This window comes from Rhodococcus ruber, from assembly GCF_027270735.1.
GTDB classification, from domain to species: Bacteria; Actinomycetota; Actinomycetes; order Mycobacteriales; family Mycobacteriaceae; genus Rhodococcoides; species Rhodococcoides rubrum_A.
On sequence record NZ_JAPWIJ010000010.1, the window covers coordinates 145,540 to 169,887 of the forward strand.

Annotated in this window: 36 protein-coding genes; 16 read left to right on the forward strand and 20 right to left on the reverse strand. The window is 63.0% G+C overall.

Annotated features, from left to right (window positions below):
• Positions 1-2: 2 nt before the first annotated feature.
• The 5 genes from rpmD to rpsH are packed head-to-tail and all read right to left on the reverse strand — an operon-like array spanning position 3 to position 2,261.
• Positions 3-182 (reverse strand): 50S ribosomal protein L30, encoded by a 180-nt coding sequence (rpmD, locus tag O4220_RS22185; protein WP_008718256.1) that lies wholly within the window; start codon positions 180-182, stop codon positions 3-5.
• Positions 182-856 (reverse strand): 30S ribosomal protein S5, encoded by a 675-nt coding sequence (gene rpsE / locus O4220_RS22190; RefSeq protein WP_032365630.1) that lies wholly within the window; start codon positions 854-856, stop codon positions 182-184. The genes rpmD and rpsE overlap by 1 nt, the downstream gene beginning before the upstream one ends.
• Before the next feature lie 34 nt (positions 857-890).
• Positions 891-1,307, reverse strand: coding sequence for a 50S ribosomal protein L18 (gene rplR, locus O4220_RS22195; RefSeq protein ID WP_032365631.1), 417 nt, complete (start codon positions 1,305-1,307; stop codon positions 891-893).
• 1 nt (position 1,308) lies between these two features.
• Positions 1,309-1,848 carry a 50S ribosomal protein L6 gene (rplF, locus tag O4220_RS22200; protein WP_032376650.1) on the reverse strand — a complete coding sequence of 180 codons (540 nt, stop codon included), beginning with the start codon at positions 1,846-1,848 and terminating at the stop codon, positions 1,309-1,311.
• 14 nt (positions 1,849-1,862) lie between these two features.
• Complete coding sequence (gene rpsH / locus O4220_RS22205) at positions 1,863-2,261, reverse strand: 30S ribosomal protein S8 (RefSeq protein ID WP_269607663.1); 399 nt, start codon at positions 2,259-2,261, stop codon at positions 1,863-1,865.
• 507 nt (positions 2,262-2,768) lie between these two features.
• On the opposite strand from rpsH, the gene O4220_RS22210 reads away from it, so the two are divergent.
• The 9 genes from O4220_RS22210 to O4220_RS22245 all read left to right on the forward strand — a co-directional run bounded on the left by O4220_RS22210 (position 2,769) and on the right by O4220_RS22245 (position 8,477).
• Positions 2,769-3,074: a WXG100 family type VII secretion target gene (locus O4220_RS22210; RefSeq protein ID WP_269607664.1), complete on the forward strand. Its 306-nt coding sequence runs from the start codon at positions 2,769-2,771 to the stop codon at positions 3,072-3,074.
• Complete coding sequence (locus tag O4220_RS22215; RefSeq protein WP_269607665.1) at positions 3,074-3,361, forward strand: WXG100 family type VII secretion target; 288 nt, start codon at positions 3,074-3,076, stop codon at positions 3,359-3,361. The genes O4220_RS22210 and O4220_RS22215 overlap by 1 nt, the downstream gene beginning before the upstream one ends.
• Positions 3,361-4,563, forward strand: a complete 1,203-nt coding sequence (locus O4220_RS22220; protein WP_269607666.1) for a colicin E3/pyocin S6 family cytotoxin — start codon at positions 3,361-3,363, stop codon at positions 4,561-4,563. The genes O4220_RS22215 and O4220_RS22220 overlap by 1 nt, the downstream gene beginning before the upstream one ends.
• A 106-nt stretch (positions 4,564-4,669) precedes the next feature.
• Positions 4,670-4,921, forward strand: coding sequence for a DUF7683 domain-containing protein (locus tag O4220_RS22225; protein WP_155291082.1), 252 nt, complete (start codon positions 4,670-4,672; stop codon positions 4,919-4,921).
• A gap of 19 nt (positions 4,922-4,940) precedes the next feature.
• Positions 4,941-5,252: a DUF7683 domain-containing protein gene (locus O4220_RS22230; protein ID WP_269607667.1), complete on the forward strand. Its 312-nt coding sequence runs from the start codon at positions 4,941-4,943 to the stop codon at positions 5,250-5,252.
• A gap of 135 nt (positions 5,253-5,387) precedes the next feature.
• Positions 5,388-5,906, forward strand: a complete 519-nt coding sequence (locus O4220_RS27955) for a DUF7683 domain-containing protein (protein ID WP_420030448.1) — start codon at positions 5,388-5,390, stop codon at positions 5,904-5,906.
• The gene (locus tag O4220_RS22235; protein ID WP_269607669.1) at positions 5,903-6,142 is read left to right on the forward strand and encodes a DUF7683 domain-containing protein; all 240 of its coding nucleotides are present in this window, start codon (positions 5,903-5,905) and stop codon (positions 6,140-6,142) included. The genes O4220_RS27955 and O4220_RS22235 overlap by 4 nt, the downstream gene beginning before the upstream one ends.
• 267 nt (positions 6,143-6,409) lie before the next feature.
• Positions 6,410-7,777, forward strand: a complete 1,368-nt coding sequence (locus O4220_RS22240; protein WP_269607670.1) for a glutamine synthetase family protein — start codon at positions 6,410-6,412, stop codon at positions 7,775-7,777.
• 1 nt (position 7,778) lies between these two features.
• The gene (locus O4220_RS22245; protein WP_269607671.1) at positions 7,779-8,477 is read left to right on the forward strand and encodes a DUF6885 family protein; all 699 of its coding nucleotides are present in this window, start codon (positions 7,779-7,781) and stop codon (positions 8,475-8,477) included.
• A gap of 91 nt (positions 8,478-8,568) precedes the next feature.
• On the opposite strand, the gene O4220_RS22250 is transcribed toward O4220_RS22245, so the two are convergent.
• Genes O4220_RS22250 through rplN form a run of 4 tightly spaced genes read right to left on the reverse strand, consistent with a single transcriptional unit; the run spans position 8,569 to position 10,019 of the window.
• Positions 8,569-8,754, reverse strand: coding sequence for a type Z 30S ribosomal protein S14 (locus tag O4220_RS22250; RefSeq protein ID WP_008718273.1), 186 nt, complete (start codon positions 8,752-8,754; stop codon positions 8,569-8,571).
• Positions 8,755-8,758: 4 nt separating this feature from the next.
• Positions 8,759-9,331, reverse strand: coding sequence for a 50S ribosomal protein L5 (gene rplE, locus O4220_RS22255; protein WP_008718275.1), 573 nt, complete (start codon positions 9,329-9,331; stop codon positions 8,759-8,761).
• A gap of 1 nt (position 9,332) precedes the next feature.
• On the reverse strand, positions 9,333-9,650 hold the full coding sequence (gene rplX, locus O4220_RS22260; protein ID WP_008718278.1) for a 50S ribosomal protein L24: 318 nt from the start codon (positions 9,648-9,650) through the stop codon (positions 9,333-9,335).
• On the reverse strand, positions 9,651-10,019 hold the full coding sequence (gene rplN, locus O4220_RS22265; RefSeq protein ID WP_008718280.1) for a 50S ribosomal protein L14: 369 nt from the start codon (positions 10,017-10,019) through the stop codon (positions 9,651-9,653).
• 673 nt (positions 10,020-10,692) lie between these two features.
• On the opposite strand from rplN, the gene O4220_RS22270 reads away from it, so the two are divergent.
• From O4220_RS22270 to O4220_RS22290, 5 genes are read left to right on the forward strand one after another with little or no spacing between them, the layout of a single operon-like run.
• Positions 10,693-10,899, forward strand: coding sequence for a hypothetical protein (locus O4220_RS22270; RefSeq protein WP_269607672.1), 207 nt, complete (start codon positions 10,693-10,695; stop codon positions 10,897-10,899).
• The gene (locus O4220_RS22275; protein WP_269607674.1) at positions 10,874-11,920 is read left to right on the forward strand and encodes an endonuclease domain-containing protein; all 1,047 of its coding nucleotides are present in this window, start codon (positions 10,874-10,876) and stop codon (positions 11,918-11,920) included. Before O4220_RS22270 ends, O4220_RS22275 begins: the two co-directional genes overlap by 26 nt.
• Positions 11,917-12,579: a hypothetical protein gene (locus tag O4220_RS22280; RefSeq protein WP_269607675.1), complete on the forward strand. Its 663-nt coding sequence runs from the start codon at positions 11,917-11,919 to the stop codon at positions 12,577-12,579. Before O4220_RS22275 ends, O4220_RS22280 begins: the two co-directional genes overlap by 4 nt.
• Positions 12,580-12,590: 11 nt before the next feature.
• Positions 12,591-15,713 carry a helicase HerA domain-containing protein gene (locus tag O4220_RS22285; RefSeq protein WP_269607677.1) on the forward strand — a complete coding sequence of 1,041 codons (3,123 nt, stop codon included), beginning with the start codon at positions 12,591-12,593 and terminating at the stop codon, positions 15,711-15,713.
• 33 nt (positions 15,714-15,746) lie between these two features.
• Positions 15,747-17,075: an AIM24 family protein gene (locus O4220_RS22290; protein ID WP_269607678.1), complete on the forward strand. Its 1,329-nt coding sequence runs from the start codon at positions 15,747-15,749 to the stop codon at positions 17,073-17,075.
• A 63-nt stretch (positions 17,076-17,138) separates the two neighbouring features.
• Here O4220_RS22290 and rpsQ read toward each other — a convergent pair whose 3' ends face one another.
• Genes rpsQ through rpsJ form a run of 11 tightly spaced genes read right to left on the reverse strand, consistent with a single transcriptional unit; the run spans position 17,139 to position 22,439 of the window.
• The gene (gene rpsQ, locus O4220_RS22295; protein ID WP_032376635.1) at positions 17,139-17,417 is read right to left on the reverse strand and encodes a 30S ribosomal protein S17; all 279 of its coding nucleotides are present in this window, start codon (positions 17,415-17,417) and stop codon (positions 17,139-17,141) included.
• Positions 17,414-17,659 (reverse strand): 50S ribosomal protein L29, encoded by a 246-nt coding sequence (gene rpmC / locus O4220_RS22300; protein ID WP_032376634.1) that lies wholly within the window; start codon positions 17,657-17,659, stop codon positions 17,414-17,416. Before rpmC ends, rpsQ begins: the two co-directional genes overlap by 4 nt.
• Positions 17,659-18,075, reverse strand: a complete 417-nt coding sequence (rplP, locus tag O4220_RS22305) for a 50S ribosomal protein L16 (RefSeq protein WP_027496313.1) — start codon at positions 18,073-18,075, stop codon at positions 17,659-17,661. Before rplP ends, rpmC begins: the two co-directional genes overlap by 1 nt.
• 3 nt (positions 18,076-18,078) lie before the next feature.
• Positions 18,079-18,888 (reverse strand): 30S ribosomal protein S3, encoded by an 810-nt coding sequence (rpsC, locus tag O4220_RS22310; protein WP_027496312.1) that lies wholly within the window; start codon positions 18,886-18,888, stop codon positions 18,079-18,081.
• Positions 18,888-19,310 (reverse strand): 50S ribosomal protein L22, encoded by a 423-nt coding sequence (gene rplV / locus O4220_RS22315; protein ID WP_027496311.1) that lies wholly within the window; start codon positions 19,308-19,310, stop codon positions 18,888-18,890. The genes rpsC and rplV overlap by 1 nt, the downstream gene beginning before the upstream one ends.
• On the reverse strand, positions 19,307-19,588 hold the full coding sequence (gene rpsS / locus O4220_RS22320) for a 30S ribosomal protein S19 (protein ID WP_008718309.1): 282 nt from the start codon (positions 19,586-19,588) through the stop codon (positions 19,307-19,309). Before rpsS ends, rplV begins: the two co-directional genes overlap by 4 nt.
• A 13-nt stretch (positions 19,589-19,601) precedes the next feature.
• The gene (gene rplB, locus O4220_RS22325) at positions 19,602-20,438 is read right to left on the reverse strand and encodes a 50S ribosomal protein L2 (protein ID WP_008718311.1); all 837 of its coding nucleotides are present in this window, start codon (positions 20,436-20,438) and stop codon (positions 19,602-19,604) included.
• A 39-nt stretch (positions 20,439-20,477) separates the two neighbouring features.
• Complete coding sequence (rplW, locus tag O4220_RS22330) at positions 20,478-20,783, reverse strand: 50S ribosomal protein L23 (protein ID WP_027496310.1); 306 nt, start codon at positions 20,781-20,783, stop codon at positions 20,478-20,480.
• Positions 20,780-21,457 (reverse strand): 50S ribosomal protein L4, encoded by a 678-nt coding sequence (gene rplD, locus O4220_RS22335; RefSeq protein ID WP_032404662.1) that lies wholly within the window; start codon positions 21,455-21,457, stop codon positions 20,780-20,782. The genes rplW and rplD overlap by 4 nt, the downstream gene beginning before the upstream one ends.
• A complete protein-coding gene (gene rplC / locus O4220_RS22340) occupies positions 21,454-22,119 on the reverse strand; it encodes a 50S ribosomal protein L3 (protein ID WP_027496309.1) in 666 nt (221 codons plus the stop codon). The genes rplD and rplC overlap by 4 nt, the downstream gene beginning before the upstream one ends.
• A gap of 14 nt (positions 22,120-22,133) precedes the next feature.
• Positions 22,134-22,439, reverse strand: coding sequence for a 30S ribosomal protein S10 (gene rpsJ, locus O4220_RS22345; RefSeq protein WP_003938093.1), 306 nt, complete (start codon positions 22,437-22,439; stop codon positions 22,134-22,136).
• A gap of 490 nt (positions 22,440-22,929) precedes the next feature.
• On the opposite strand from rpsJ, the gene O4220_RS22350 reads away from it, so the two are divergent.
• Together O4220_RS22350 and O4220_RS22355 are read left to right on the forward strand one after the other, a co-directional pair.
• Positions 22,930-23,424, forward strand: coding sequence for a hotdog fold domain-containing protein (locus tag O4220_RS22350; protein WP_269607679.1), 495 nt, complete (start codon positions 22,930-22,932; stop codon positions 23,422-23,424).
• Between the two features lie 12 nt (positions 23,425-23,436).
• Positions 23,437-24,342, forward strand: a complete 906-nt coding sequence (locus O4220_RS22355; protein ID WP_269607680.1) for a prephenate dehydrogenase dimerization domain-containing protein — start codon at positions 23,437-23,439, stop codon at positions 24,340-24,342.
• Positions 24,343-24,348: the final 6 nt, after the last annotated feature.

Consider the following 24,348-nt stretch of genomic DNA (forward strand, 5'->3'; position numbering starts at 1 on the left):
GGTTAGACCTCCTCAACAGTTACGAGGTGGCGCACCGTGTTGACCAGTCCGCGGTTCTGCGGGTTGTCCTCGCGGACGACCGTCTGGCGGATGCCCTTGAGCCCGAGAGTACGCAGGCTGTCACGCTGGTTCGCCTTCTGGCCGATGGTGCTCTTGATCTGAGTGACCTTCAGCTGAGCCATTACTTCACCGCTCCTGCCTGTGCGCGTGCGCGCAGCATTCCGGCGGGTGCAACCTCTTCGAGGGTCAGGCCGCGGCGAGCCGCAACTTCCTCGGGACGCTGCAGACCCTTGAGGGCTGCGACGGTCGCGTGCACGACGTTGATGGCGTTGTCGCTACCGAGCGACTTCGACAGCACGTCGTGGACACCGGCGCACTCCAGCACTGCGCGCACAGCGCCACCGGCGATGACGCCGGTACCGGCGCTGGCCGGACGCAACATGACGACGCCGGCAGCGGCTTCGCCCTGGATGGGGTGCGTGATGGTGCCGGCGATCATCGGGACGCGGAAGAAGCTCTTGCGAGCCTCCTCGACACCCTTCTGGATGGCCGCGGGAACTTCCTTGGCCTTGCCGTAGCCGACACCGACCAGTCCGTTGCCGTCACCGACGATGACGAGGGCGGTGAAGCTGAAGCGTCGACCACCCTTGACCACCTTGGAGACGCGGTTGATCGTGACGACCTTCTCGATGAAGTTCGACTTGTCCGCAGCGTTTCCGCCACGGCCGTTGTCACGACGGTCACGACCGCCACCACCGCGGTTGTCGCCGCGCTGGTTGTTGTCGCCACCTGCGTTGGGGCCACTGTTCTGTCCGGCGGGGCCGCTTCCGCCGTCACGCCGTTGACGTCCCGGCATCAGGCTGTCCTTCCGTTGTCAGTCATTGTCATCATCAGAACGTCAACCCGCCTTCGCGGGCTGCGTCTGCGAGTGCCGCGATGCGGCCGCTGTAGTTGTTGCCGCCGCGGTCGAAAACGACTGCCTCGACGCCGGCTGCCTTCGCACGGCTGGCGATGAGCTCGCCGACCTTCGCGCTGACGGCCTTCTTGTCGCCCTCGAGCGCGCGCACATCGGCTTCGATGCTCGACGCGCTGGCCAGCGTGTGGCCCGCGAGGTCGTCGATCAACTGCACGTGGATGTGACGCGAGGACCGGTTGACGACCAAGCGCGGACGCTCGGGCGTTCCGGAGATCTTCTTGCGAAGGCGGAAGTGACGACGTGCCTTCGACAGGCGACGCTTCGTCGAGACGTCGGTGCCGCGCGGTGTGCGCTTGACGACGTTCGCCTTGTCTGCTGTTTGCTGGCTCATATCACTTACCCGTCTTTCCGACCTTGCGGCGGATCACTTCACCCTCGTAGCGGATGCCCTTGCCCTTGTACGGGTCCGGACGCCGCAGACGACGAATGTTGGCAGAGATCTGACCGACCTTCTGCTTGTCGATGCCGACAACGGTGAATCGCGTGGGCGACTCGACCGTGAACGTGATGCCCTCGGGTGCTTCGATCAGCACGGGATGGCTGTAACCGAGTGCGAACTCGAGGTCCTTGCCCTTGAGTACGACGCGGTAACCGACGCCGTGAATCTCCATCTTGGTGGTGTAACCGTTGGTGACACCGGTGATGAGGTTCGCAACGAGTGTGCGCGAGAGGCCATGCAGCGAGCGGCTCTTACGCTCGTCGTCCGGCCGGGTGACGGCGATGGTGCCGTCGTCGGCGCGAGCGATCTTGATGGGCTCGGCGACTGTCAGGCTCAGGGCACCCTTGGGGCCCTTGACCGCAACGTCCTGGCCGTCGATGGTGATATCGACGCCAGCGGGGACTGGGACCGGCAATTTTCCAATACGTGACATGGTGGTGGCCTCCCCTACCAGACGTAGGCGAGGACTTCTCCGCCCACACCCTGCTTGGCAGCCTGACGCTCCGTGAGCAGACCGGTGGACGTGGAGATGATCGCCACGCCCAGGCCGCCGAGAACCTTGGGCAGATTGGTGGATTTTGCGTACACCCGGAGACCGGGCTTGGAGACGCGTCGCACGCCGGCGAGGCTGCGCTCACGGCTCGGGCCGTACTTCAGATCGACGATGAGGGTCTTGCCCACCTCGGCGTCTTCCGTGCGGAAATCGGAGATGTAGCCCTCGCGCTTGAGGATCTCGGCAATGTTCGCCTTGAGCTTCGAGTGGGGAAGCTTCACCTCGTCGTGGTACGCCGAGTTGGCGTTGCGCAGACGAGTCAAGAAGTCTGCAATTGGATCGGTCATCGTCATGGTGTGACCTGTGCACCTTTCTCGCAGCGGTTCCCATGCAGCACGCGCGGGCTGGTGCCTGTCGGCTTCGGAAAACCGTCGGGCCTGGCTCGTCACATCGTGGGCCTACAGCGAAGTGAACATGTCCTGACCGACTGTTGCCGGTCAGGGGTTGCGCTCCAAGCAATGCATCGCTGCACTGCCAGGTGTTACGAGCTTCCGCATGTTCAATGCTGACGTACGGAGAACTCGAGGTTGCGTTTGTTGTATTGCAAGGACTCGCGTGCAGGCACGACGAAGCCCGGGCAACCGCTCTAGTGTAGGGAACCGGGTGCCATTCTCAAAATCGATCGTGGTAGTGCTCGAGGGGCACCCCGCCGACAGGGCGCGGCTACGGATGAGTTCGTCGGTTCCGTGCAGTAGCCTTCCGGCATCATTCCATCGCTCCGGGGGGGGTTCGATGCATTCAAATGGTCCTTTCGAAACGGTCGGCGTCCGGCCGTGGCCGGGTTCGTCCCGGAAGACGCTGTGAGAGCCGATCCGGACCGCATCCGTCGAGCCGCAGCCCGAATGTCCGGTCTCGCCGATGTGCTCTGGGACGACATCGACCTCATCCGCCGAGACGCCGAAGAGTTGATGGAGTCCTCCTGGACGGGCAATGCGGCCGATTCCCATGCAGTTCTGTGGGCGGAGTGGGTCGATTCGGCTCGGAAGATGTGTGGCGCGCTGACCGAGGACGCTGCGCTGCTCGATCGCGTTGCAATCGACTACGCCGCAGCGGACAAGAAGATCGACGCGCACCTGATGGATTCCAGCCTGCGGTTGGACCGTTGATGGCACGCTATGTCGCCGATGTCGAGCGGATTCTCGCTCTTGTCGATCGCGCGCATGTAGTTGGAGCCACGATCGAATCCGCTATCGCCGGTGTCGAGCGCGAGGTCAACGATCTCGGCATCGAATGGGAGGGCGAAGCGGCCGAGGCGCACCGCTCGAAGCACGAGCTACTCCGGCAGGAACTGAACGATATGCGAACCGCGCTCGCCCAACTCGGCACGCTGGCACGACGCGCCCATGACCGCTACCGCGAAGCCGTCGACCACAACAAGAGAATGTGGCCCTGATGGCCCCGATCAGCGTCGACCCGGACATCCTTGCCGATGCGGCATCCCAGTACAGCAGCGCCAACACCATCTCGAGCGGCGCGATAGCGGAACTCGCGGCGGAACTCGACCGCAACTGGGGCTGCGCAGGCACCGACAACGCCGGAAAGTCTTGGGCAGACAGCTACGATTCCGCAGCATTCGAGGCAGTCACCACGGGGACCGACATCGCGAATGCGTTCGGCAAGCTCCATGACCTGCTGGCGGCGACCGGTGTCAATCACGCAAACGCGGAGAATGCGAACACCGTTCCGCCGCCCCCACCGCTACCCGCTCCCCCACAACTTCCTCATACGAATACACCGCGCTTCGACGGTTCCTACGGCGGCGACACCGACGCTCCCATGGGGTGGGGCCTGATCACGCGATGGCTACAGGGCCACATGTGGCCCAACGGCGATCCGGACAAGCTCCGGGGTCTCGGAAGCGCGTGGCGCACCGCCGCCGGGGAGCTACGCCGAGCGAGCGACGCCACGAACTCCGCATGGACCGACATCGAGGACCTTTCCTCCGACGAATTGCCGCAGGTCCTCGCCCAGATGGACGGCGTCTACATCGCTGCGCAGAACACCGCCGACCAATTCGACACCCTCGCGAGCGAGTGCGGCGAATGGGCCACCACCATTCAGGAGGCTCACCAGAGCGTCATCGATATCGTGGGGACGGCCATCGTTGCCGGCACGATCGCCGGTGCAGTTGCTGGCTTCTTCACCCTCGGCGTGGGAACGGTCGCGGTTACCGGCGCGACGGGCAGCGTCATCGCCGGAAGTGTCATCGCCGCGCTCACCGGAGTGGAAGCGGCGTCGGCAATTGCCGTCGGTGTCACCGTGGCAACCGGGGCGGCGGCCATTGGAATCGCATCGGACGTGCAACCGCTCCTACAAGCAAGTCCGACGACATTCAACGCGAATACTGGTGGAGGTAGTTGGCATTACAATCCTCCGCCAACAAGGGATCTTCCAGGGATACCTAACGCGAAATTAGCAAAAAGAATGAACCGGCGGACGCGTTGGGTCGACGAGAAAGGAAACATCTACGAGTGGGATTATCAGCACGGCGCGGTCGAAAAGTACAGCAAGAGCGGTAAACATTTGGGGGAATACGACCCCAATACCGGCGTTCAGACGAAACCGCCAGATCCAACCAGAAGGCCAGGTCGATGACTAATCGGCTCCGACATCTGGATTGCTCGAACCTGACATGACGCTGGGTCACAACCGCTCCGAAATCAACCACAACAGTAGAATATACACTCGAAAGGAGAACGCCATGTGGTACCTGCAAGAATTCAATGATGAAACCGAATTGGCAACAGAGATATACCTCTTGCACGATATGACGGTCGAATTCGTCAAACACACGCTACAGATCGACGACAGCGACTTCGACCTACCCGTTGCAGTCGGCCAGAACGACGTACCGGCGGAGAAGGTGCCGGCCTTTGCTCAGTTCATACAAATCCCGTTCCAAGCCAAAGAAGGACACTCGTACGAAGTCTCGTTCCGCGCCGAACCGAAATGAGGCTTCACACTCCGCGTCCATGGCCGAGCGTTTGCGGTCGAGGGAAGACGAAGACCTACCAAATCGATCGCATCAGGAACCACGAGACGGCATGTGGTATTTGGAATCGTACAATGACCGAACCGATTTGATCGCGGACAGCTATCTCCTGACTGCTATCACCGGAGACGAAATCAGAGAACTGATTGACGTCGATGAAAGTGAACTTCCACTCGAAATGGGACCGTACCCAGTCGCATTGGCCGACGTGCCGAAGTTCGCCAAGTACATCGAGGGCGATTTCAAAGTCAGCTCCGATAATGAATACTTCATCGGCTTGTTCACCGACTGAAAAATGGGAAATTCGATACGTGGGAGGCGAACTACTTGAGACTGGAGCACACGTGATACCAGAATCTATTCGACTGATCGAGCGATTGCCGGTCACACGGAACGCGCTTGTTCTCACTAACTTCTGAAAACTAAGATGTGGCACCTAGAGAAATTCGATAAGACTACCCATCTCCTTATGGGCGAATATGTCCTTCACGACATGTCAGCCGCGGTAGTCGGGAGGATTCTCGGAATAGCAGACGACGAGAACGAACTTCCCATTGGGATTCGTCAACACGACGTTCCGCTGTCCAAGGCGTCAGAGTTTGCAGCTTTTCCTGAACGAAGCCTTCATTCTGGACGAGAAATGCGAGTACAAAGTTGGCTATTCTTCAGATTGACGATCACCAACAACACGTCCTGCAGCGTAGACCTCGGTATCGTTATCGCTCTGGTCGGATCTCAATCTCAGTGTCCGCACCTCAGCGATGAACGTCCACCGGACGATCGGCCACATCGGACAGGCAACAGAAGATATCTATTCGTATGCACTTACCGACATGGGGTCCGAATGCACACGAGGAACGGGCACCGCCTCGACAAGTTCGACCCAGTCACCGGCGATATGCAAAAGCGCCGGTGCCCGGCCGAAAACCACGGAGATGACAAATGAGGTACCTGGACGCGTACGAGAAAAAATCCGAGCTTCTTACCAAGAGCTACCCGCTTCGGGGTGCTACCACCAAGATCTTCAAAGAGTTGATCGAAGTAGACGAAGGATACGGACCAGTTGAAGCCGCAATGCATGAGGTCGCGCCCGCGGGCTGGGCAAAGTTCGCGCCATATATCGATGTCGAGTTCTTGATCGACATCGACTGCACCTACTTCGTAGGCCTCTTTGCGGACTGATCCAAGGAGAACCCCCGCCACAACGCGGCCTGACGCGGCCCAAGAGGTTTGCGTACAGACCTTGTACGAAAATCACGTTCAAAACTCTGTACCGATGTCGCGCGCAATACTCCTCGCCGCGTCGACGCCGCTCTGGACTCCACCGCAGACACGGTCAAGCGCGGGCAACCGCTCAATTCGGCGGCGGCACACGGGTAGCCCAGCCGTTTCGCAACCCGCAGACCCAGTTGGACACCCGAACTCCGACTTCTTCGCTAACGTCGGACCATGACGGACTCGAAGGCAGTCGACATCGACCACCTCACCCACACTCTGCGCGACCGCAACATCGCCGGGGTGACCATCGGCTGGGTCGACAACAACGGCATCGTCCGATCACGCACCGTGCCCACCGCAGAATTGACCGCAGTCGCACGTCGCGGAGTAGGAGTCACCGCAGTGTTCGCGGTATTCGATTCGCATGACGGGATCACATTTGCCCACGAAGGACTGTCGACGCCGTCCGGCGATGTTCGGTTGATTCCGGTGATCGAGAGCGCGTCGAGCGTGGTCCCACTTGCCGGCCAACCAGGGTTGGCCTGGGCGCACGGACGACAGGTCTCGGCGGACGGCACACCGTGGCCCTACGATCAGCGCGCTGTTCTCGAGCGGCAGGTGCAACTGGCCGCCGATGCGGGTTTCGAGGTACGGGCAGGATTCGAGATCGAGTTCGCCCTGACCCGTGAATCGGACGGACTGTCCGCCCATCGCGGACCTGCCTACTCGGCAAACGCACTGCGCGATGTCGACGAATTCGTCGTTCTATTGCTCGACGCGCTGTCTGCGAACGGCCTCGACATCGGTCAGATTCATGCCGAGTACGGCGGCTCCCAGCTGGAGATCGCATTGAGTCCACTCGATCCACTTGCTGCGGCCGATGCGCAGGTTCTCGCGCGGCAGACCATCCACGCAGCGGCCAAGGCCCAGGGCCTGAGGGCAAGCTTTGCGCCCCTGCCCTCGTCGAGCAGTGCGGGTAACGGATGGCATCTGCACACATCACTGGTTCGCGCCGGACACAACGCGTTGACCGGGGACGGAGCGTACGGACTGTCCGACATCGGGCGGGCGTACATCGCGGGCCTCGTTCGAGAACTCCCGGGACTCACTGCCATCACGGCACCGAGTTCGGGGTCGCTGCTGCGTCGTCGACCGGGATACTGGGCAGGTGCCTTCGGGTTCTGGGGCGTCGAGAACCGTGAGGCTGCAGTGCGACTCGTACCGGCCACTCCCCTTCTCGGCCCGGGACACACCAACGTCGAGTTGAAGGCATGCGACGCGTCCGCCAATCCGTATCTGGCGCTGGCCGTCACGATCGCGGCCGGCATGTCGGGAGTGGCGGATTCGGCGCAGTTGCCGTCACCGGTCCAGGAGGACGTGGGAGGTTGGGACGACGCCCGTCGCGAGGCCGCGGGGATCTCGCCTCTCGCAACGACCCACGCGCAGCAGCGCGAAAACCTACTGTCGTCCGCACTGGTCCGAAACGTGTTGGGCAAGGAACTTCTGGGCGCGTTCGTTGCCTGCCGGGACGCCGATGCCACGTGGGCGCAGAGCCATACCGAGGACGAACTGCTCGAATCGCTGCGCTGGATCTACTGAGATGCTGCGCAGGTTCCCTGGGGCAAGCATCATTGTCTCGGAGCTCGATCGTGTTCTGCCGCAACCGGATCAACTCTGCGGACCGTTCTCGGCATCGGTTGCGCTGACGGCCGTCATGGGCGACGACGCACCGGGCGTGACGGCCATCGCGGTCGCATCGAAGTCCGCGATCTGGCCGGGTGAGATCGACTCTGCCCGTCCTCCCGGAACCCCTCGAGTCACCGACGGGTGGGATCTACTGCCGAGGGCCGCATCGATCGACGCGGCTGGGACCACAGCGGCAGGTCTCGCGCGAGGCATCGAGACCGCGACCGATCACCGCGTCGCCGTCGTTCCGATCATGGGGCCCGGTACCGAGGGACTGCGTCTGTTACTCGACCGTCTTGCCGACGTACCCTTCCGCTTCGGATCGGTGGCGAATGTACATACTGCGGAGTTGACCGAATTCGATTGGAACGTAGGACATTTCGTGACCGTCTGGGGATTCGATCCAGTCGAGGACGTAGTGGCGCTTGCCGACACCTATCGGGAACTCGGAGACCCGGATATGCCGCCCGGATGTAGAACCGTCCCCACCGGGACCTTCGCGTCGGCGATGTCCGAGCGTGGCCTGCTGCTGATCGTCGACAGCCAGGACCATCATGCGGCGGTGGGTCTGGTCCGCTCCCTGGAGCTACGACACGACGTGTGGTCGGTGTGAAAGTCAGGACCTGAGCAACACGAAATGGGCGTGGGTTCCTTTCGGAACCCACGCCCATCAGCGTGATGTGGTGAAGCCCTGAGGCTTCAGATCACCAGGAGCTCTTGCGAACTCCGGGAAGCTCTCCGGCGTGTGCCATCTCGCGCACGCAGATACGGCAGAGGCCGAACTTGCGGAACACGGAATGGGGACGGCCGCAGCGGTTGCAGCGAGTGTATGCACGCACCGCGAACTTCGGCTTCTTGTTGGCCTTGTTGACCAATGCCTTCTTCGCCATGGACTCAGTTCTCCTTGAACGGGAAGCCGAGGTGCTTGAGCAGCGCGCGGCCTTCTTCGTTGTTGGTTGCGGTGGTTACTACGGTGATGTCCATGCCGCGCGGACGATCGATCTTGTCCACGTCGATCTCGTGGAACATCGACTGCTCGTTGAGGCCGAACGTGTAGTTTCCGTTGCCGTCGAACTGCGTGCCCGAGAGGCCGCGGAAGTCCCTGATTCGGGGAAGGGCAATGGAGACCAGACGGTCGAGGAACTCCCACATGCGGTCGCCACGGAGGGTGACGCGTGCGCCGATGGGCATTCCTTCGCGCAGCTTGAACTGTGCGATGGACTTGCGAGCCTTGCGGATCTCCGGCTTCTGGCCGGTGATGGCAGCGAGGTCGGCAACTGCACCGTTGATCAGCTTGGCGTCACGGGCGGCGTCGCCGACACCCATGTTGACGACGACCTTGACGATGCCGGGGATCTGCATGACGTTCTCGTATGCAAACTCGGTGTTCAGGGCGTCTTTGATCTCAGCGCGGTAGCGCGCCTTGAGGCGGGGCTGTTCGCCCGCGATGTTTTCGGTGGTAGTCATCTCAGATGTCCTTCCCGTTCTTGCGGGAAACACGAACGCGCTTGCCGGATTCCTCATCGGTCCGGTAGCCCACGCGAGTGGGGTTGCCGTCCGAGTCGACCACTGCGACGTTCGATACGTGGATCGGGGCTTCCTGGGTGACGATGCCACCCGAGGATGCGCCGCGCTGGTTGGCGGAGACCGCGGTGTGCTTCTTGATGCGGTTCACGCCCTCGACCAGAACCTTGGAGTCAGCGGGGTAGGCCTGAATGACCTTGCCCTTGGCACCCTTGTCCTTGCCTGCGATCACGAGAACGGTGTCGCCCTTGTGCACCTTCATTTACAGCACCTCCGGGGCGAGCGAGACGATCTTCATGAACTTCTTCTCACGCAGCTCACGGCCGACCGGGCCGAAGATACGGGTTCCACGGGGATCGTTGTCCGGCTTGATCAGCACAGCAGCGTTCTCGTCGAAGCGGATGTACGAGCCATCCGGACGACGGCGCTCCTTGACGGTGCGGACGATGACGGCCTTGACGACCTCACCCTTCTTGATGTTTCCACCGGGGATGGCGTCTTTCACCGTAGCTACGATGATGTCGCCGATTCCGGCGTAGCGACGTGACGAGCCACCGAGAACGCGGATGCAAAGGATTTCCTTTGCGCCCGTGTTATCAGCGACGCGTACTCGCGACTCCTGCTGAATCACTCACTTCTCCTTGACCTGGATGTACGTACGTGCCGGATTTCCGTCCCGACACGCGCGGTCGGCTGCCGGGTGCGGGCGCACGAAGGCACACCGCTGCCACAGGCAACCGGTCAAGTGTAGGGGAACGAGTCCCCTGGATCCAAATCGTGGTCCGCTGCACAAACCCCCGGCGGCGACCATCGAGACCTCTCAGGGTGCACCAGCGGTGGCCCGCGCAAAGTGCCTCCCCCCGCCGTCGCACAGGTTAGTGGTCGAAGTGGCGCATCTGCGCTGGACTTCTCGGTACTTCTGCTCGGAGCCAATGTCAAAGTTTGCTCCAACGAAGACTTTGCGTTTTTCGACAAGCGATCCGGCCCCGTAGTGAACTACGACGGCCTGATCGTCCTCGATCGGACGACCGATATCCCACCTGGTGTGGAAGGCCTTGACTTCACTGCAAGCTCGGAAGGGTCTGGGCCGCCACTTTCGGCGGCACAGGATGCCTCGCGATCGGTGTGTCAGATCCGAGCGGCCGAGAAGTCCTGCAATCCGACATCACCGGCCTGAGAGAACCGTTTGCCTGGGTCTGTCTCGCTATTTCATGTCGTGCGGGCTCGTGTAAAACCCACGCCATCGGCCAAGGATTCGACAATGAGTTGGCCGGAATCCAACAGCGCTGGGGAACTCAATCGCGATGACCAGGCACCCGCACCTCCGCCTCGGCAACAGAGCGCAACTGCCGGCGGACGAGCCGATGGGCGGATTGATCGGTGCCACGGCGGCGGGCAACAGTCCGGCATTGGGGGCGCTGGCCGGGTCGCCCGGTCGGCTGACCCGCCCAACCCAGCTTCTCGCTCCCGGGTACGGTTTCCTGGATGGCAAGCAGGCGAAATGGGGGTGACGCCACGATGACCTGTGCAGGCTCGTCGTCGTGGTGGAGCCGGTTGCCTCTGGACCGTGTGGTGCGACTCGACGGTCCGTCGTTCCGGGATCTGGCTGAGTCCGTCGATCCCCTTCCTGACGACTCCCCAGCCCCGCTGTTCTTCTCCCTCGCCGAGGGCACTGCGTCAGACGTAGCGACGACCGTCGTCGACGCACTTGAGCGCGCCGCCGTCAACCTCGTGCCGTTCTGGCTACCTGGATCGGAGGACGACGACCGGTCGACTCTGGCGCGTGAGGCCGCGCGGGCGCGAGCGAGCGACATCGCGTCAACGACGACACTCTTCGGTCCGTACCTGGCCCACCTGGCGGACGCGGCGGTGGGCGAGCACCCGCTTCGAGCCGACGCGTTCGCTCGTGAGACCAGGGCGACCGGTGCAGCACGAGTGATCGCGCTCGCTCACGGCCGCCGAAACACTGTCCTGATCGTCGACGTACCGACCGACGTCGATCCCGACGCTGTGGCAGCGGCATCGGAGTGGCTGTGCGGCAACGGTATCGGCGTCTGGCTGACCGGCGCGGACGACGTCGAACGATTTCCTCGAATTCGTGTCGAGGCACCGCAGGCACCGGCCGACGTGTCGACCATCGTCGATCGCTTTCGCCCACTGAGCTTTCCACCGATTGAAGGGCGTCCACACGCGGCAAGCGACGTGGAAGCCAGGCTCTACCAGTTGCTCTCCACGCGGGAGTGGGCGAGCGGCCGCGGCCACAATCGGGTCGTCAAGCTCACCGACCTGTCCGAGCCGTTCACGGTCGACGTGCTGTGGGACGACGCGAAGGTCGTCGTCGAGATCGACGGGCCAGAACACCGCGCACGCGACAAGTTCTCCGCCGACCGGTCGCGCGACAACGCACTGCAAACCCATGGGTACATGGTGTTGCGATTCACCAACGAGGACATGCTGACCGACCACGAACGCGTATTGGCGACAATCCAACAGGCTTTGCATCGACAACGATCGAAGGGGGCTCCCACGTGAGCGCACACGAGTTGACCGGCACCGAGACGGCAGTGCTGATGGTGCTGATGGCAGAGGCACGGGCGGTGCGAAATCCGGATCTCGCGATTCTGGGCCCAAAGCTCAACAGCACACAGCGGAACCGGCTCCGCGAAATGGGGTTGATCGACGTAACGGGCCGTCTCCCGATGTCTCTCGAACTCACCGACAAAGGATGGAAGTTTTGCGCTGACCTGATGGGAACCGACCCGCCTAAGGGGGCGGCCGGCCCGAGCAAGGCGCTGTTCACCGTCATGGCCGGCCTCGGCCGTTGGTTCCAACGTGACGACGTCCGCCCCGCCGAGGTGTTCTTCCCTCGCGAAACCCCATCCGCGAGCTCGGTACCGGAGGCTCAGGCTAGGACTCTGACCACTCCGGCTGTCGATGTGGCGCAGTGTGTGCGTGATGCGTACAGGTCGTTGACCTCCGAACCCGGTGCCTACGTTCGACTGTCGCGTCTACGGCCCGCTCTGGCAGGCATCCCGCGCGCCGACGTCGACGCCGCGATCTCGGCGCTGCAAAGAGAACCAGGGATTCACTTGATGCCGGAGGAAAATCAGAAAACCCTCACCGACGAGGACCGCGACTCTGCGGTCGTAGTCGGCAATCAGCACAACCACCTTCTGGCGATCAACTCGTGATGGGTAGTCCCGTGAGCACCGCAACCGATCAGATCCATGCACTCGAATCCGTCCGTTTGAGTTGGGCGCCCACACCTGACGACGTATGGCGATCACAGTCCGACGTGCACGTGCCGGGACTGCACGACAGAGTCTTCTCCGACGTGATGAACGCCTACGCCGATGCCGAGAAGTCCGACGATGCAAGCCCTCTGGGCGTCGTCGTCCGCGGGCCCGCCGGATCAGGCAAGACCCACCTGCTTGGCCAGGTGCGCGAGGAGGTACAGGAACGGGGTGGCTACTTCTTTCTGATTCGACTTTTGGACGCAGCAGGTTTCTGGCGTTCGACATTGATGGGCATGCTCGATGACCTCACCCGCCAGTCGGGCCGAAGCGGCACCAGCCAGCTCGAACTAATGCTGATGCGCATGTGCGACTTCGGCGGAATGGACGACGAACGACGCTCAAAAGTGCTGGGAAAGTCGATGATCGACCTCGACACGCTCAACGATTTCGTAACCGCCGTCTACAAGGTGCACCCTCGGCACCGTCGAACCTCGCAGCACACGTTGCGCGCACTCGTCCTGTCCATCGCTCCGGACCCAACCGTGCAGGACATCGGCGACGCCTACCTGCAGTCCATCGACGATGTCGCTCCCGAAGAATTCGAGCCGTGGGGAATCCGCCGCGCCGAACTCGGCCACCAGGGCATAGCGGAGAACATCTCCCGACTCCTCGCGATCACGGGACCGACGATCCTGGCAATCGACCAGATCGACACGCTCGTAGCCCAGGCCCGCACCGGTTCGGACAAGGTGGCGGCCGATGCGCAAGAGGACAAGGTTGTCGAGCATCTGGCCCACGGCTTGATGTCGCTGCGAGAGACCCTGCCGCGCACAGCATCAGTGCTCTCAGCGCTCTCGAGCGCGTGGGATCTCATTGCCACCCGTGGCACCGGACCGGTGAAGGATCGCTTCCGAATTACCCAGGATCTAGAGCGCATTCCGTCGTCGGAGGTGGGCCGGCTACTACTGGGACGCCGCTTGCAAGCATGCTTCCGGGAGATCGGATTCGTTCCGCCGCACGCGACCTGGCCGGTCGCTCGCGCCGCCTTCGAACAGGCTCCCGATTTCACGCCGCGACAGTTGCTCATCGCGGTCGACCGTCACATCCGGCACTGCCTCGATACTGGAGAGGCCCGTGAGCTAGTCGACTTCCGGGAGAGTAGCGGCCCGTCGGAAAAACCTGTGCTGCCTCCGATCCTGCAAAAGGAGATGGACACGCTGGACAGTCGGTACGTCGAACTGCGCTCGTCCGCCGACGTATCGGTGCCAATCACCGGCGTGACCGAGGACACCGTCGTTCCGGCCCTGCTGACCGCAGGTTTGACCGCCTGGATTCACGAGCACCAGTCGTCGGACGACAGCTTGGCTCAGGACCCGCCACCTAGCGGTAAACCCGCGCTGCACGCCCGCCTGCGCCACACCGTCGACACCGACACTGACGACGAGGAGCATTGGTGCTTCCGCGCTATCACCAGCCCCAATGCTCGGGCGGCATTGGCGCGCGTCGAAAAGGCAATCACGGCAGCAGGCCTCAACATCGACATGCCCCGCCGCAAGTTGATCCTGATCCGCAACGGCGATTGGCCGAACGGCGCGAAGACCGAACAGACACTCGCCGCGTTCCGACGGGCGGGCGGTGTCCAGACAACCATGTCCGACGACGACCGTCGCTCCTTGTCCGCAATTGGCACGCTGCTCGCGGAGAACTCTCCGGCGCTCACGTCGTGGCTGCTCGCGCGCAAACCTGCCCACGACGTCGCACTATTCCGCGAAATCCTGCCAGCCGTGAGTGTCGTGGACGACGAAACTGCCCTTATAGCCCCGGAAACCGAAGTCGAAGAGGATGCTCGGATCAGCACACCCGAAGCGACAATCGTCGTCGGTAGTGACGTGACGACCAATGCCGAGGTCCACATCGCGCTAGAAGCCCTTCGCAAGCACACTGCTATCTTCGCCGGTTCGGGGTCAGGCAAGACGGTTTTGATCCGCCGATTGGTGGAAGAGTGTGCACTACAGGGCGTCTCGTCGATCGTACTCGACATCAACAACGACCTCGCACGTCTTGGTACGCCCTGGCCCGAGGACGAGCGGACCTGGCCACCTGGTGACGAATCCAAATCCGCCGCGTACCTGCAGGATACGGACGTCGTCGTGTGGACGCCCCGAAAGTCGGCAGGCCGACCGCTGAGCTTTCAACCGCTCCCCGACTTCGCGTCAGTCGTGGGCGACCCCGACGAGTTCGACGAATCGGTCGAATCCGCTATGGCTGCCCTCGCACCCGCGGCGGGAATCAAGGGCGGATCCGAGAAGGCGACGCACCGCGAAGCTGTCCTGCGCCGCGCCGTCGACACTTTCGGCCGCAAGGGCGGTCGCACACTGGCAGAGTTCGTCGACCTGCTCGAAGACTTGCCCGAGGACGTCTCGGAAATGCGTGACGCACTTCGCATCGCCGCCGGGCTAGCTGAGAACCTGAAGGCGGCCATGACAAACGATCCGATGTTCGCCGGAGCAGGTACGCCGGTCGATCCCGCAGTCCTGCTCACTCCTGCGCCGGGAAAGAAGGCACGTGTGTCGGTGATCAACCTCTCCGGACTGACCACCGAAGAGCAAAAGCACAACTTCGTCAACCAGCTGCAGATGGGCTTGTTCGCTTGGATCAAGAAGAACCCAGCAGGCGACCGCCCGCTGGGTGGGCTTTTCGTAATGGACGAAGCGCAGAACTTCGCGCCGGCGGACCGCACTACGTCGGCGACGCGCAGCACGCTGGCTTTGGCGTCGCAGGCACGCAAGTACGGGCTCGGTTTGGTGTTCGCGACCCAGGCTCCAAAGGGTCTACACAACAAGATCGCCGGCAACGCGTCGACACAGTTCTACGGGCTGCTGAACAGTCCAGCTCAAATCGACGCAGCAAAGGAAATGGCGCGTGCGAAGGGCGGATCTGTTCCCGACGTCGGACGGCTGCCCGCCGGTCAGTTCTATGCAGCCGTGGAAGGCGCGGAGTTCCGGCGCACGGCCACTCCCCTGTGCCTGTCGTACCACCCCAAGAGTCCACCGACCGAGGAAGAAGTCATCGAACTCGCACGTTACTGACGGCGGGCGACCAACACTGGCACACTGGATTCGATGAAAAACCTCGCTCGCGGGGAGAACTGCCCCGCTCCGTCCGGTCCCCTGACGGTGACGCTCGCCGCCTCGACCTCCGTCGATGTGTCCGCCCTGCTGCTGGGTTCGGACGGACGTGTGCGTTCGGACGCTGATCTGGTGTTCTACAACCAACCCTCGGGTGCAGGCGTGGAGTACCAGCGAGCGTCATCCGGCCATCTCGTCCGGTTGGATCCGTCGGCGATTCCTCCCGATATAGAGACCGTCGCCATTGCGGCTTCGCTGGACGGCACCGGTCCGGCAACGTTCGCCGCCGCAGGCCCCACGTCGGTGACGGTCTCCGACGCGTCGGGGACTGCGCTGGTCGGGTTCGCAGCCGACGCTCTCGGGGACGAAAGCGCTTTGGTGTGCCTGGAGTTCTACCGGCGCGCAGAGCAGTGGAAGATCCGCGCTGTCGGCCAGGGCTATGCGGACGGGTTGGCCGGACTGGCCACCGCTTTCGGGATCAGTATCGAAGACGACGAGCAACCGCCGCTGCCGGAAGCATCGACGACAACCCCCACGCAGAACACCGAATCGCCCGTGAATTCACCTGTCCAACAAGGAGTTCTGGCCATGAGAAGCGAACTGTTCGCGCCCGCACACGCCGAGGTTCCCGGATCGGGCATCCAGAAGCAGGGCAGCAAGATGTGTCGGGTCGGCATGAACGGCGAGATCATGGCGCGGGCCGGCTCGATGGTCGCGTACCAGGGCAATCTGCAGTTCGAGGCCAAGGGCTCTGGGGGTATAGGTCGAGCCCTCAAGCAAGCTTTGTCCGGCGAGGGCGTTCCGCTGATGAAAGTGACGGGCCAGGGCGACCTGTTTCTCGCCAACGCAGCGCAGGACGTGCACCTGATCGACCTGGACGGCACCGATGGATTGACCATCAACGGCGCCAACGTCCTGGCCTTCGAGAGCTCACTGAGTTACGACATCAAGCGTGTCCAGGGTGCCGCTGCGGGTGGAAACGCGGGGTTCTTCAACTGCGTGTTCACCGGTCGGGGCCGAATCGCCATCACCACCGACGGAGTGCCGGTGGTGCTGAACGTCGATCAGCCCACGTTCGCCGACCCTCAAGCTGCGGTCGCGTGGTCGTCGTCCTTGCAGACACGGGTGAAGAAGAACGATTCGTTCGGGCTCGGCACGTTGATCGGCCGATCGACCGGAGAGAGGTTCACGCTGGAATTCGCCGGCCAGGGTTTCGTGGTGGTGCAGCCGTCAGAACAACCTCCAGGTGGACTGGTCGGCGGTACCGGCGGCGGTGAGCAGGCCGGGGTCGGCGGGGCGCTGGGCGGCTTGCTGGGCCGATGAGCCCGCGACCAGAACGCACAAATGCCCGCCCCCAGAATGGGAGCGGGCATTTTCGTGCAGGTTCTACTTGGCCTTTTCGAGAACCTCGACCAGTCGCCAGTGCTTCGTGGCGGACAGCGGACGGGTCTCCATGAGCTGAACGCGATCGCCTACGCCGGCGTCGCCCTTCTCGTCATGTGCCTTGACCTTGGTGGTACGACGGATGATCTTGCTGTAGAGGGGGTGCTTGACCCTGTCCTCGAGCTCGACCACGATCGTCTTTTCCATCTTGTCGGATACGACGTAGCCGATCCGGACCTTACGGTTGTTGCGCTCTTCAGTCACAGTGTTTTCCTCGCTCATGCTGCGTCACCTGCTGTGTCCTCGGAAGGACCAGAGGCCAAGCCGAGCTCACGTTCGCGGAGCACCGTGTAGATACGCGCGATCTCGTGGCGCACCACGCGCAGTCGACGGTTGTTGTCCAACTGGCCGGTAGCCATCTGGAAACGAAGGTTGAACAGCTCTTCCTTCGACTCACGCAGCTTGGTGACCAGCTCTTCACCGGTGAGCTCGCGGAGCTCTGCGGCTGGGGTTCCGGTAGCCATCAGAACTGCTCCTCCCTGGTGATGATGCGTGCCTTGATGGGCAGCTTGTGGATGGCGCGAGTCAGTGCCTCACGCGCGATGGTCTCGTCGGGGTACGACAGCTCGAAGAGCACCCGGCCCGGCTTGACGTTCGCGATCCACCACTCGGGCGAACCCTTACCGGAACCCATGCGGGTCTCGGCAGGCTTCTTGGTGAGCGGACGGTCCGGGAAGATGTTGATCCAGACCTTGCCGCCACGCTTGATGTGGCGAGTGATCGCGATACGAGCGGACTCGATCTGACGGTTGGTGATGTAGGCGGGCTCGAGAGCCTGGATGCCGTAGTCACCGAATGTCACCTGAGTTCCGCCCTTGGCGGCACCCGAACGCTTCGGGTGGTGCTGCTTGCGGTGCTTGACCCGGCGGGGGATCAACATGCGTCAGCCCTCCTGAGTGGGCTCGGTCGAGGCCGGAGCCTCGGTTGCGGATGCCGCGCGGCCGGCCTCGGTGCTGGTCGCCGTGGTGCCCGAGGCACCGCTGCGACGCGGACGAGTGGGACGCTCACGACGGGGACGGTCTGCACCGGCGGCCGGAGCCGCAGCGGCAGCGAGTTCACGCCGTCCGCCGACGATGTCGCCCTTGTAGATCCAGACCTTCACGCCGATGCGGCCGAAGGTGGTCTTGGCCTCGTACAGCCCGTAGTCGATGTCGGCACGGAGCGTGTGCAGGGGAACGCGTCCCTCGCGGTAGAACTCCGAGCGAGACATTTCTGCGCCACCGAGACGGCCGGAGCACTGAACACGAATGCCCTTGACGTTCGGCTGACGCATGGCCGACTGGATGGCCTTACGCATCGCGCGACGGAATGCGACGCGGTTGCTGAGCTGCTCGGCAACACCCTGGGCCACGAGCTGAGCCTCGGACTCGGCGTTCTTGACCTCGAGGATGTTGAGCTGAACCTGCTTGCCGGTCAGCTTCTCGAGAGCTCCGCGGATGCGGTCAGCCTCGGCACCACGGCGACCGATGACGATGCCCGGACGCGCCGTATGGATGTCCACGCGAACACGGTCACGAGTGCGCTCGATCTCGACCTTGGCGATACCCGCGCGCTCCATGCCGGTGGCAAGAAGCTTGCGGATCTCGACGTCTTCCTTGACGTACTCCGAGTACTGCTTGTCTGCGTACCAACGCGACTTCCAGTCAGTGGTGATACCCAAGCGGAAGCCGTGCGGGTTGATTTTCTGACCCACTACTGAGCCCCTTCCTTGGACGCCTGGCCCTTACGACGGTTACGAGACGTTCCGCCGGTCTTGGGCAGGCTTTCGACGATCACCGTGATGTGGCTGGTGCGCTTGCGGATCCGGAATGCCCGGCCCTGAGCGCGCGGCTGGAATCGCTTGAGGGTGGTGCCCTCGTCGACGAATGCAGTCGCGACGATCAGCGTGCTGGGATCGAGATCCAGGTTGTTCTCGGCGTTGGCGGCTGCGGACGCGATCACCTTGGCGACCGGCTCGCTCGCTGCCTGCGGCGCGAACTTGAGGATGTTGAGCGCGTCCTCGACGGAGCGCCCACGAACCAGATCCACGACGCGACGTGCCTTCATCGGCGTGACGCGAACGTGCTTCGCTACGGCCTTGGCAGTCGGATTGGCGGTGGGGGTGAAGTTGGTCATCGCCTCTTCGCCTTCCGGTCGTCCTTGATGTGACCCTTGAACGTGCGGGTCGGTGCGAACTCCCCGAGCTTGTGGCCGACCATGGAGTCGGACACGAACACCGGCACGTGCTTGCGACCGTCGTGGACGGCGAAAGTGTGACCGATGAAGTCGGGCAGGATTGTCGATCGACGGGACCAGGTCTTGATGACCTGCTTGGTTCCCTTGTCGTTCTGGACGTCAACCTTCGCGAGGAGGTGATCGTCTACGAACGGGCCTTTCTTCAGGCTGCGTGGCATTCTGAACTCCCTCCTAGCGCTTGTTCTTGCCGGTACGACGACGACGGACAATCAGCTTGTCGCTCGCCTTGTTCTTACGGGTACGGCCTTCCGGCTGTCCCCACGGGCTGACCGGGTGGCGTCCACCGGAGGTCTTGCCCTCGCCGCCACCGTGCGGGTGGTCGACCGGGTTCATCACGACACCACGAACGGTCGGGCGCTTGCCCTTCCAGCGCATGCGGCCGGCCTTGCCCCAGTTGATGTTCGACTGCTCGGCGTTGCCGACCTCGCCGACGGTTGCGCGGCAGCGCACGTCGACGCGACGGATCTCGCCGGACGGCATACGCAGTGTGGCGTAGGGGCCTTCCTTGCCGAGCAGCTGAATGCTCGCTCCAGCGGAACGGGCCATCTTTGCGCCACCGCCCGGACGGAGTTCGACCGCGTGGATGGTCGTACCCGTCGGGATGTTGCGCAAGGGCAGGTTGTTGCCGGGCTTGATGTCGGCGTTGGCACCCTGCTCGATCGGCGATCCCTGGGCGATGCCCTTGGGTGCGACGATGTAGCGCTTCTCGCCGTCTGCGAAGTGCAGCAGTGCGATGTTCGCGGTGCGGTTGGGGTCGTACTCGATGTGAGCGACCTTGGCCGGCACGCCGTCCTTGTCGTTGCGACGGAAATCGATGAGACGGTACGCACGCTTGTGACCGCCACCCTTGTGCCGGGTGGTGATACGACCGTGTGCGTTACGTCCACCGCGACCGTGCAGCGGGCGGATCAGCGACTTCTCGGGGGTCGAACGCGTGATCTCAGCGAAATCGGACACGCTGGAGCCACGACGGCCCGGGGTTGTCGGCTTGTATTTACGGATTGCCATGAGTCTTCTCGTCCTCTATATCCGAAGAGTCCCAGTCGCTTACGCGACCGGACCTCCGAAGATCTCGATGGGCTTGCTGTCGGCGGAGAGCGTTACGAGCGCGCGCTTGGTGTCCTTGCGCTTGCCGTAACCGAACCGGGTCCGCTTACGCTTGCCCTGACGGTTCATCGTGTTGACGCTGGTCACGGTGACGTCGAAGATCTTCTCGACGGCAATCTTGATCTGCGTCTTGTTCGAGTCCGGGTGCACCAGGAACGTGTACGTGCCTTCTTCGATCAGTCCGTAGGACTTCTCGGAGATGACCGGTGCCAGCAAGATGTCGCGGGGATCGGCGATCGTGGTCACTTGCTTGCCTCCTCGTTCTTTGCAGGCCCAGCGATGAAGGTGTTCAGCGCTTCCACGCTGAAAATGACGTCATCGGCGTTGAGCACGTCGTACGTGTTGAGCTGGTCGGGTGCGATGGGGTGCACGCCGTCCAGGTTCTGGACGCTCTTCCACGCTGCGGTGTCTTCGCGTCCGACGACGAGCAGGACCTTCTTGCGGTCCGAGAGCTCGGCGAGGAACGTCTTCGCACCCTTGGTGGATGGAATCTGTCCGGCAACCAGTTCGGTGATCACGTGGATCCGCTCGCTGCGCGCCCGATCGGAGAGGGCACCGCGCAAAGCGGCTGCCTTCATCTTCTTGGGAGTCCGCTGGCTGTAGTCGCGCGGCTGCGGTCCGTGAACCGTGCCACCGCCGACGAACTGAGGAGCGCGGGTCGAGCCCTGACGGGCGCGGCCGGTTCCCTTCTGGCGGTACGGCTTCTTGCCACCGCCGCGAACCTCGCCACGAGTCTTCGTGGAGTGCGTTCCCTGGCGTGCCGCTGCGAGCTGCGCAATGACGACCTGGTGGAGGAGCGCGATGTTCGCGGGTGCGTCGAAGATCGCCGACGGCAGATCGACGGTTCCGTTGGTCTTGCCACCGACCTCTTTGACGTCCAGCGTCAAGTTGGTTTCGGTCTTCTTGTCGAGGCTGGTCATGCCCGTGCACCACCCTTCAATGCAGACTTGACGATCACGACGTTGCCGCGACGGCCCGGGATAGCTCCCTTGATCAGCAGCAGACCGTTTTCGCTGTCCACCTTGTGGACCGAGAGGTTCTGCGTGGTTACGCGATCGCCACCCATACGTCCGGACATGCGCATTCCCTTGAACACGCGGCCCGGAGTTGCGCAGCCACCGATGGATCCGGGGCGACGGTGCACAGCCTGTGCACCGTGGCTCGCGCCCTGACCCTTGAAGCCGTGACGCTTCATGGTTCCGGCGAAGCCCTTGCCCTTGCTGGTGCCGGTGACGTCGACGTATGCGCCGTCCTCGAACACTGCAGCGGTGAGCTCCTGTCCGACCTCGAACTGCGAGGCGTCGGCAACGCGGATCTCCACGATGTGGCGACGCGGCGTGACACCTGCCTTCTCGAACTGGCCGGTGGTGGGCTTGTTCACCTTGCGGGGATCGATCGCACCGAATGCGACCTGGACGGCGCTGTAGCCGTCACGTTCCTGGGTGCGGATCTGGGTGACCACGTTGGGGCCTGCCTTGATCACGGTCACCGGAACGACGCGGTTGTTCTCGTCGAAGACCTGGGTCATTCCGAGCTTGGTGCCCAGAATTCCTGTCGCAGGCCGGTTCTTGTTATCAGTCATCGTTGTCTCCGCGCTCACTGGATGTTGACGTCGACACTGGCCGGGAGGTCGATGCGCATGAGCGCGTCCACCGTCTTCGGTGTCGGGTCGAGGATGTCAATGAGCCGCTTGTGAGTACGCATCTCGAAGTGTTCGCGCGAGTCCTTGTACTTGTGCGGCGAACGGATGACGCAGTACACGTTCTTTTCTGTCGGCAACGGCACCGGTCCGACGACGCGGGCACCCGTACGGGTGACCGTTTCGACGATCTTGCGCGCTGACGCGTCGATCGCCTCATGGTCGTAGGCCTTGAGCCTGATGCGGATCTTTTGTCCCGCCACGCTTAGTGTCCTTTTCTTGCCGCTTGGTCGTAGAACGGGCCGTTCGGCCTGCTCCACCTCGTCTGCACAGTCCCCGAGCCGGTGGAACCCACCGACCCGAACTGCCCTCGTGCACACACGACAGTGAAAAACGTTGACGACCCAGGCGTGGCCTGCATCCGTTGCCGCTCTTCATCTGTCATGGTTCTCCGGTCCACGCGGTCGGGCGTGTCGCGATTCCGCTCATTCGTCTGCGCTGAAACTTTCGCTTCAACCATCCGTACCGAACGAAACCCGCACCGATCGAGCTGGTGTTCCGGACGCGCTCACGTGGAGCGCTGGTCTCATGTCTTGCTCAGCCGGCTCTGCAGCCGACTCACCTGGTTCAGGCCGCACGCAAGCGCGTCCCGTGTCCAGGCAACCCGACCAGTATGCCGCAGTCCGGGCGACAGATCAACTCGGGGTCCGTCGATCGTCGTCGCGCTACCTTACCGAGCAGTAAGGTAGCGCCATGACCTCAGTCCAGAGCACCACGGGCGCAACCTATCGCGCCTGGTCGAAGCTTCCCCACAACACTATCGGGTCCGCCGTGTTCTCCGTCGGCATGTGTCTCCGGGTCCCCTACTTCGCGTCCGTGCTGCCGCGGGTGGTGGCCCTCGAACCGGGTCGCTGCGAGGTGACGGCTCCGAAATGGTTCGGAATTCGGAACCACCTGGGTACCTTCCACGCCATCGCCGCATGCAACCTCGCCGAGGTTGCGATGGGCATGCTCGCCGAGGCGACGGTGCCGACCTCGCACCGTTGGATCCCCAAATCGATGAACGTCCGATACCTGACGAAGGCAACCACGTCGCTCCGCGCGGTCGCCGAACTGGAGGAGGTTCCCGATTTCTCGACTGTGACCGACGGAGTCGAAGTCGTCGTGCCGGTGTCGATACGAGACACCGCAGGCGTCGAGGTGGTGCACGCAGACATCACGATCTGGGTTTCCTCCGCGGCCCATTGACATACTCGAACGATGAACACGGTTCGGCAGTGGAAGTCCGATGACTCGGTGGTCGTGGTCGGCGGGTCAGGGGCCGTCGGCCGACTGATCGTCGACTTGCTGCGCGGGGATGGCATACCAGTGATGGTGGTCGACGTGCACGACAGCTCCGACGCCGCCGCTCCGGTCACGGTCGGAAACATCACCGCGCCCGACGACCGGCTCGCATCGGTACTGGCACGTGCTGCGACGGTGATTCTGGCGGTGCCCGAATCCGTGGCGTTGGCAGCAGACCTTTCGGCTGTACAGCCCGAGGCACTGGTGGTGGAGACCTTGTCGGTGAAATCCGGATTCGCGCGCCACGTGGATGCCACCGACCGCCTCGGTCCCACCGTAGGAATCAATCCGATGTTCGCCCCGTCGCTTGGAATGGCCGGCCGCCCGGTAGCCGCCGTCGTGCACCGCGAAGGCGCATCCGTGGACGCTTTTCTCGACAGAATCTCGCGATGGGGTGGCCGAGTCGTTCTTCTCGACGCCGCACGCCACGATCGCCTCGCCGCAGCGACGCAAGCTCTGACGCACGCCAGTGTGCTGGCGTTCGGGTTGGCACTGGCCGAACTCGACCTGCCGTTCGGGGACATCGCTGCCGTTGCACCTCCCCCACACGCAACGATGCTGGCGGTGCTCGCTCGCATCACGGGCGGCGAGCCCGAGGTCTATTGGGACGTACAAGCAGGCAATCCGCACGCCGCCGAGGCCAGAGCGGCACTGCGCCGCGCCACGCAAACACTGAACGAGGCGGTCGATTCCGGTTCCGAGGACCGGTTCGCGCGACTGTTGACCGAGGCAGAGTCCACGCTGGGAGGAAGCGGCGATCGCTATCGAGCCGTGTGTGCGGAGATGTTCGGTATCGTTCGAGGTAGTAGTGGAAACCGATGACCGCTG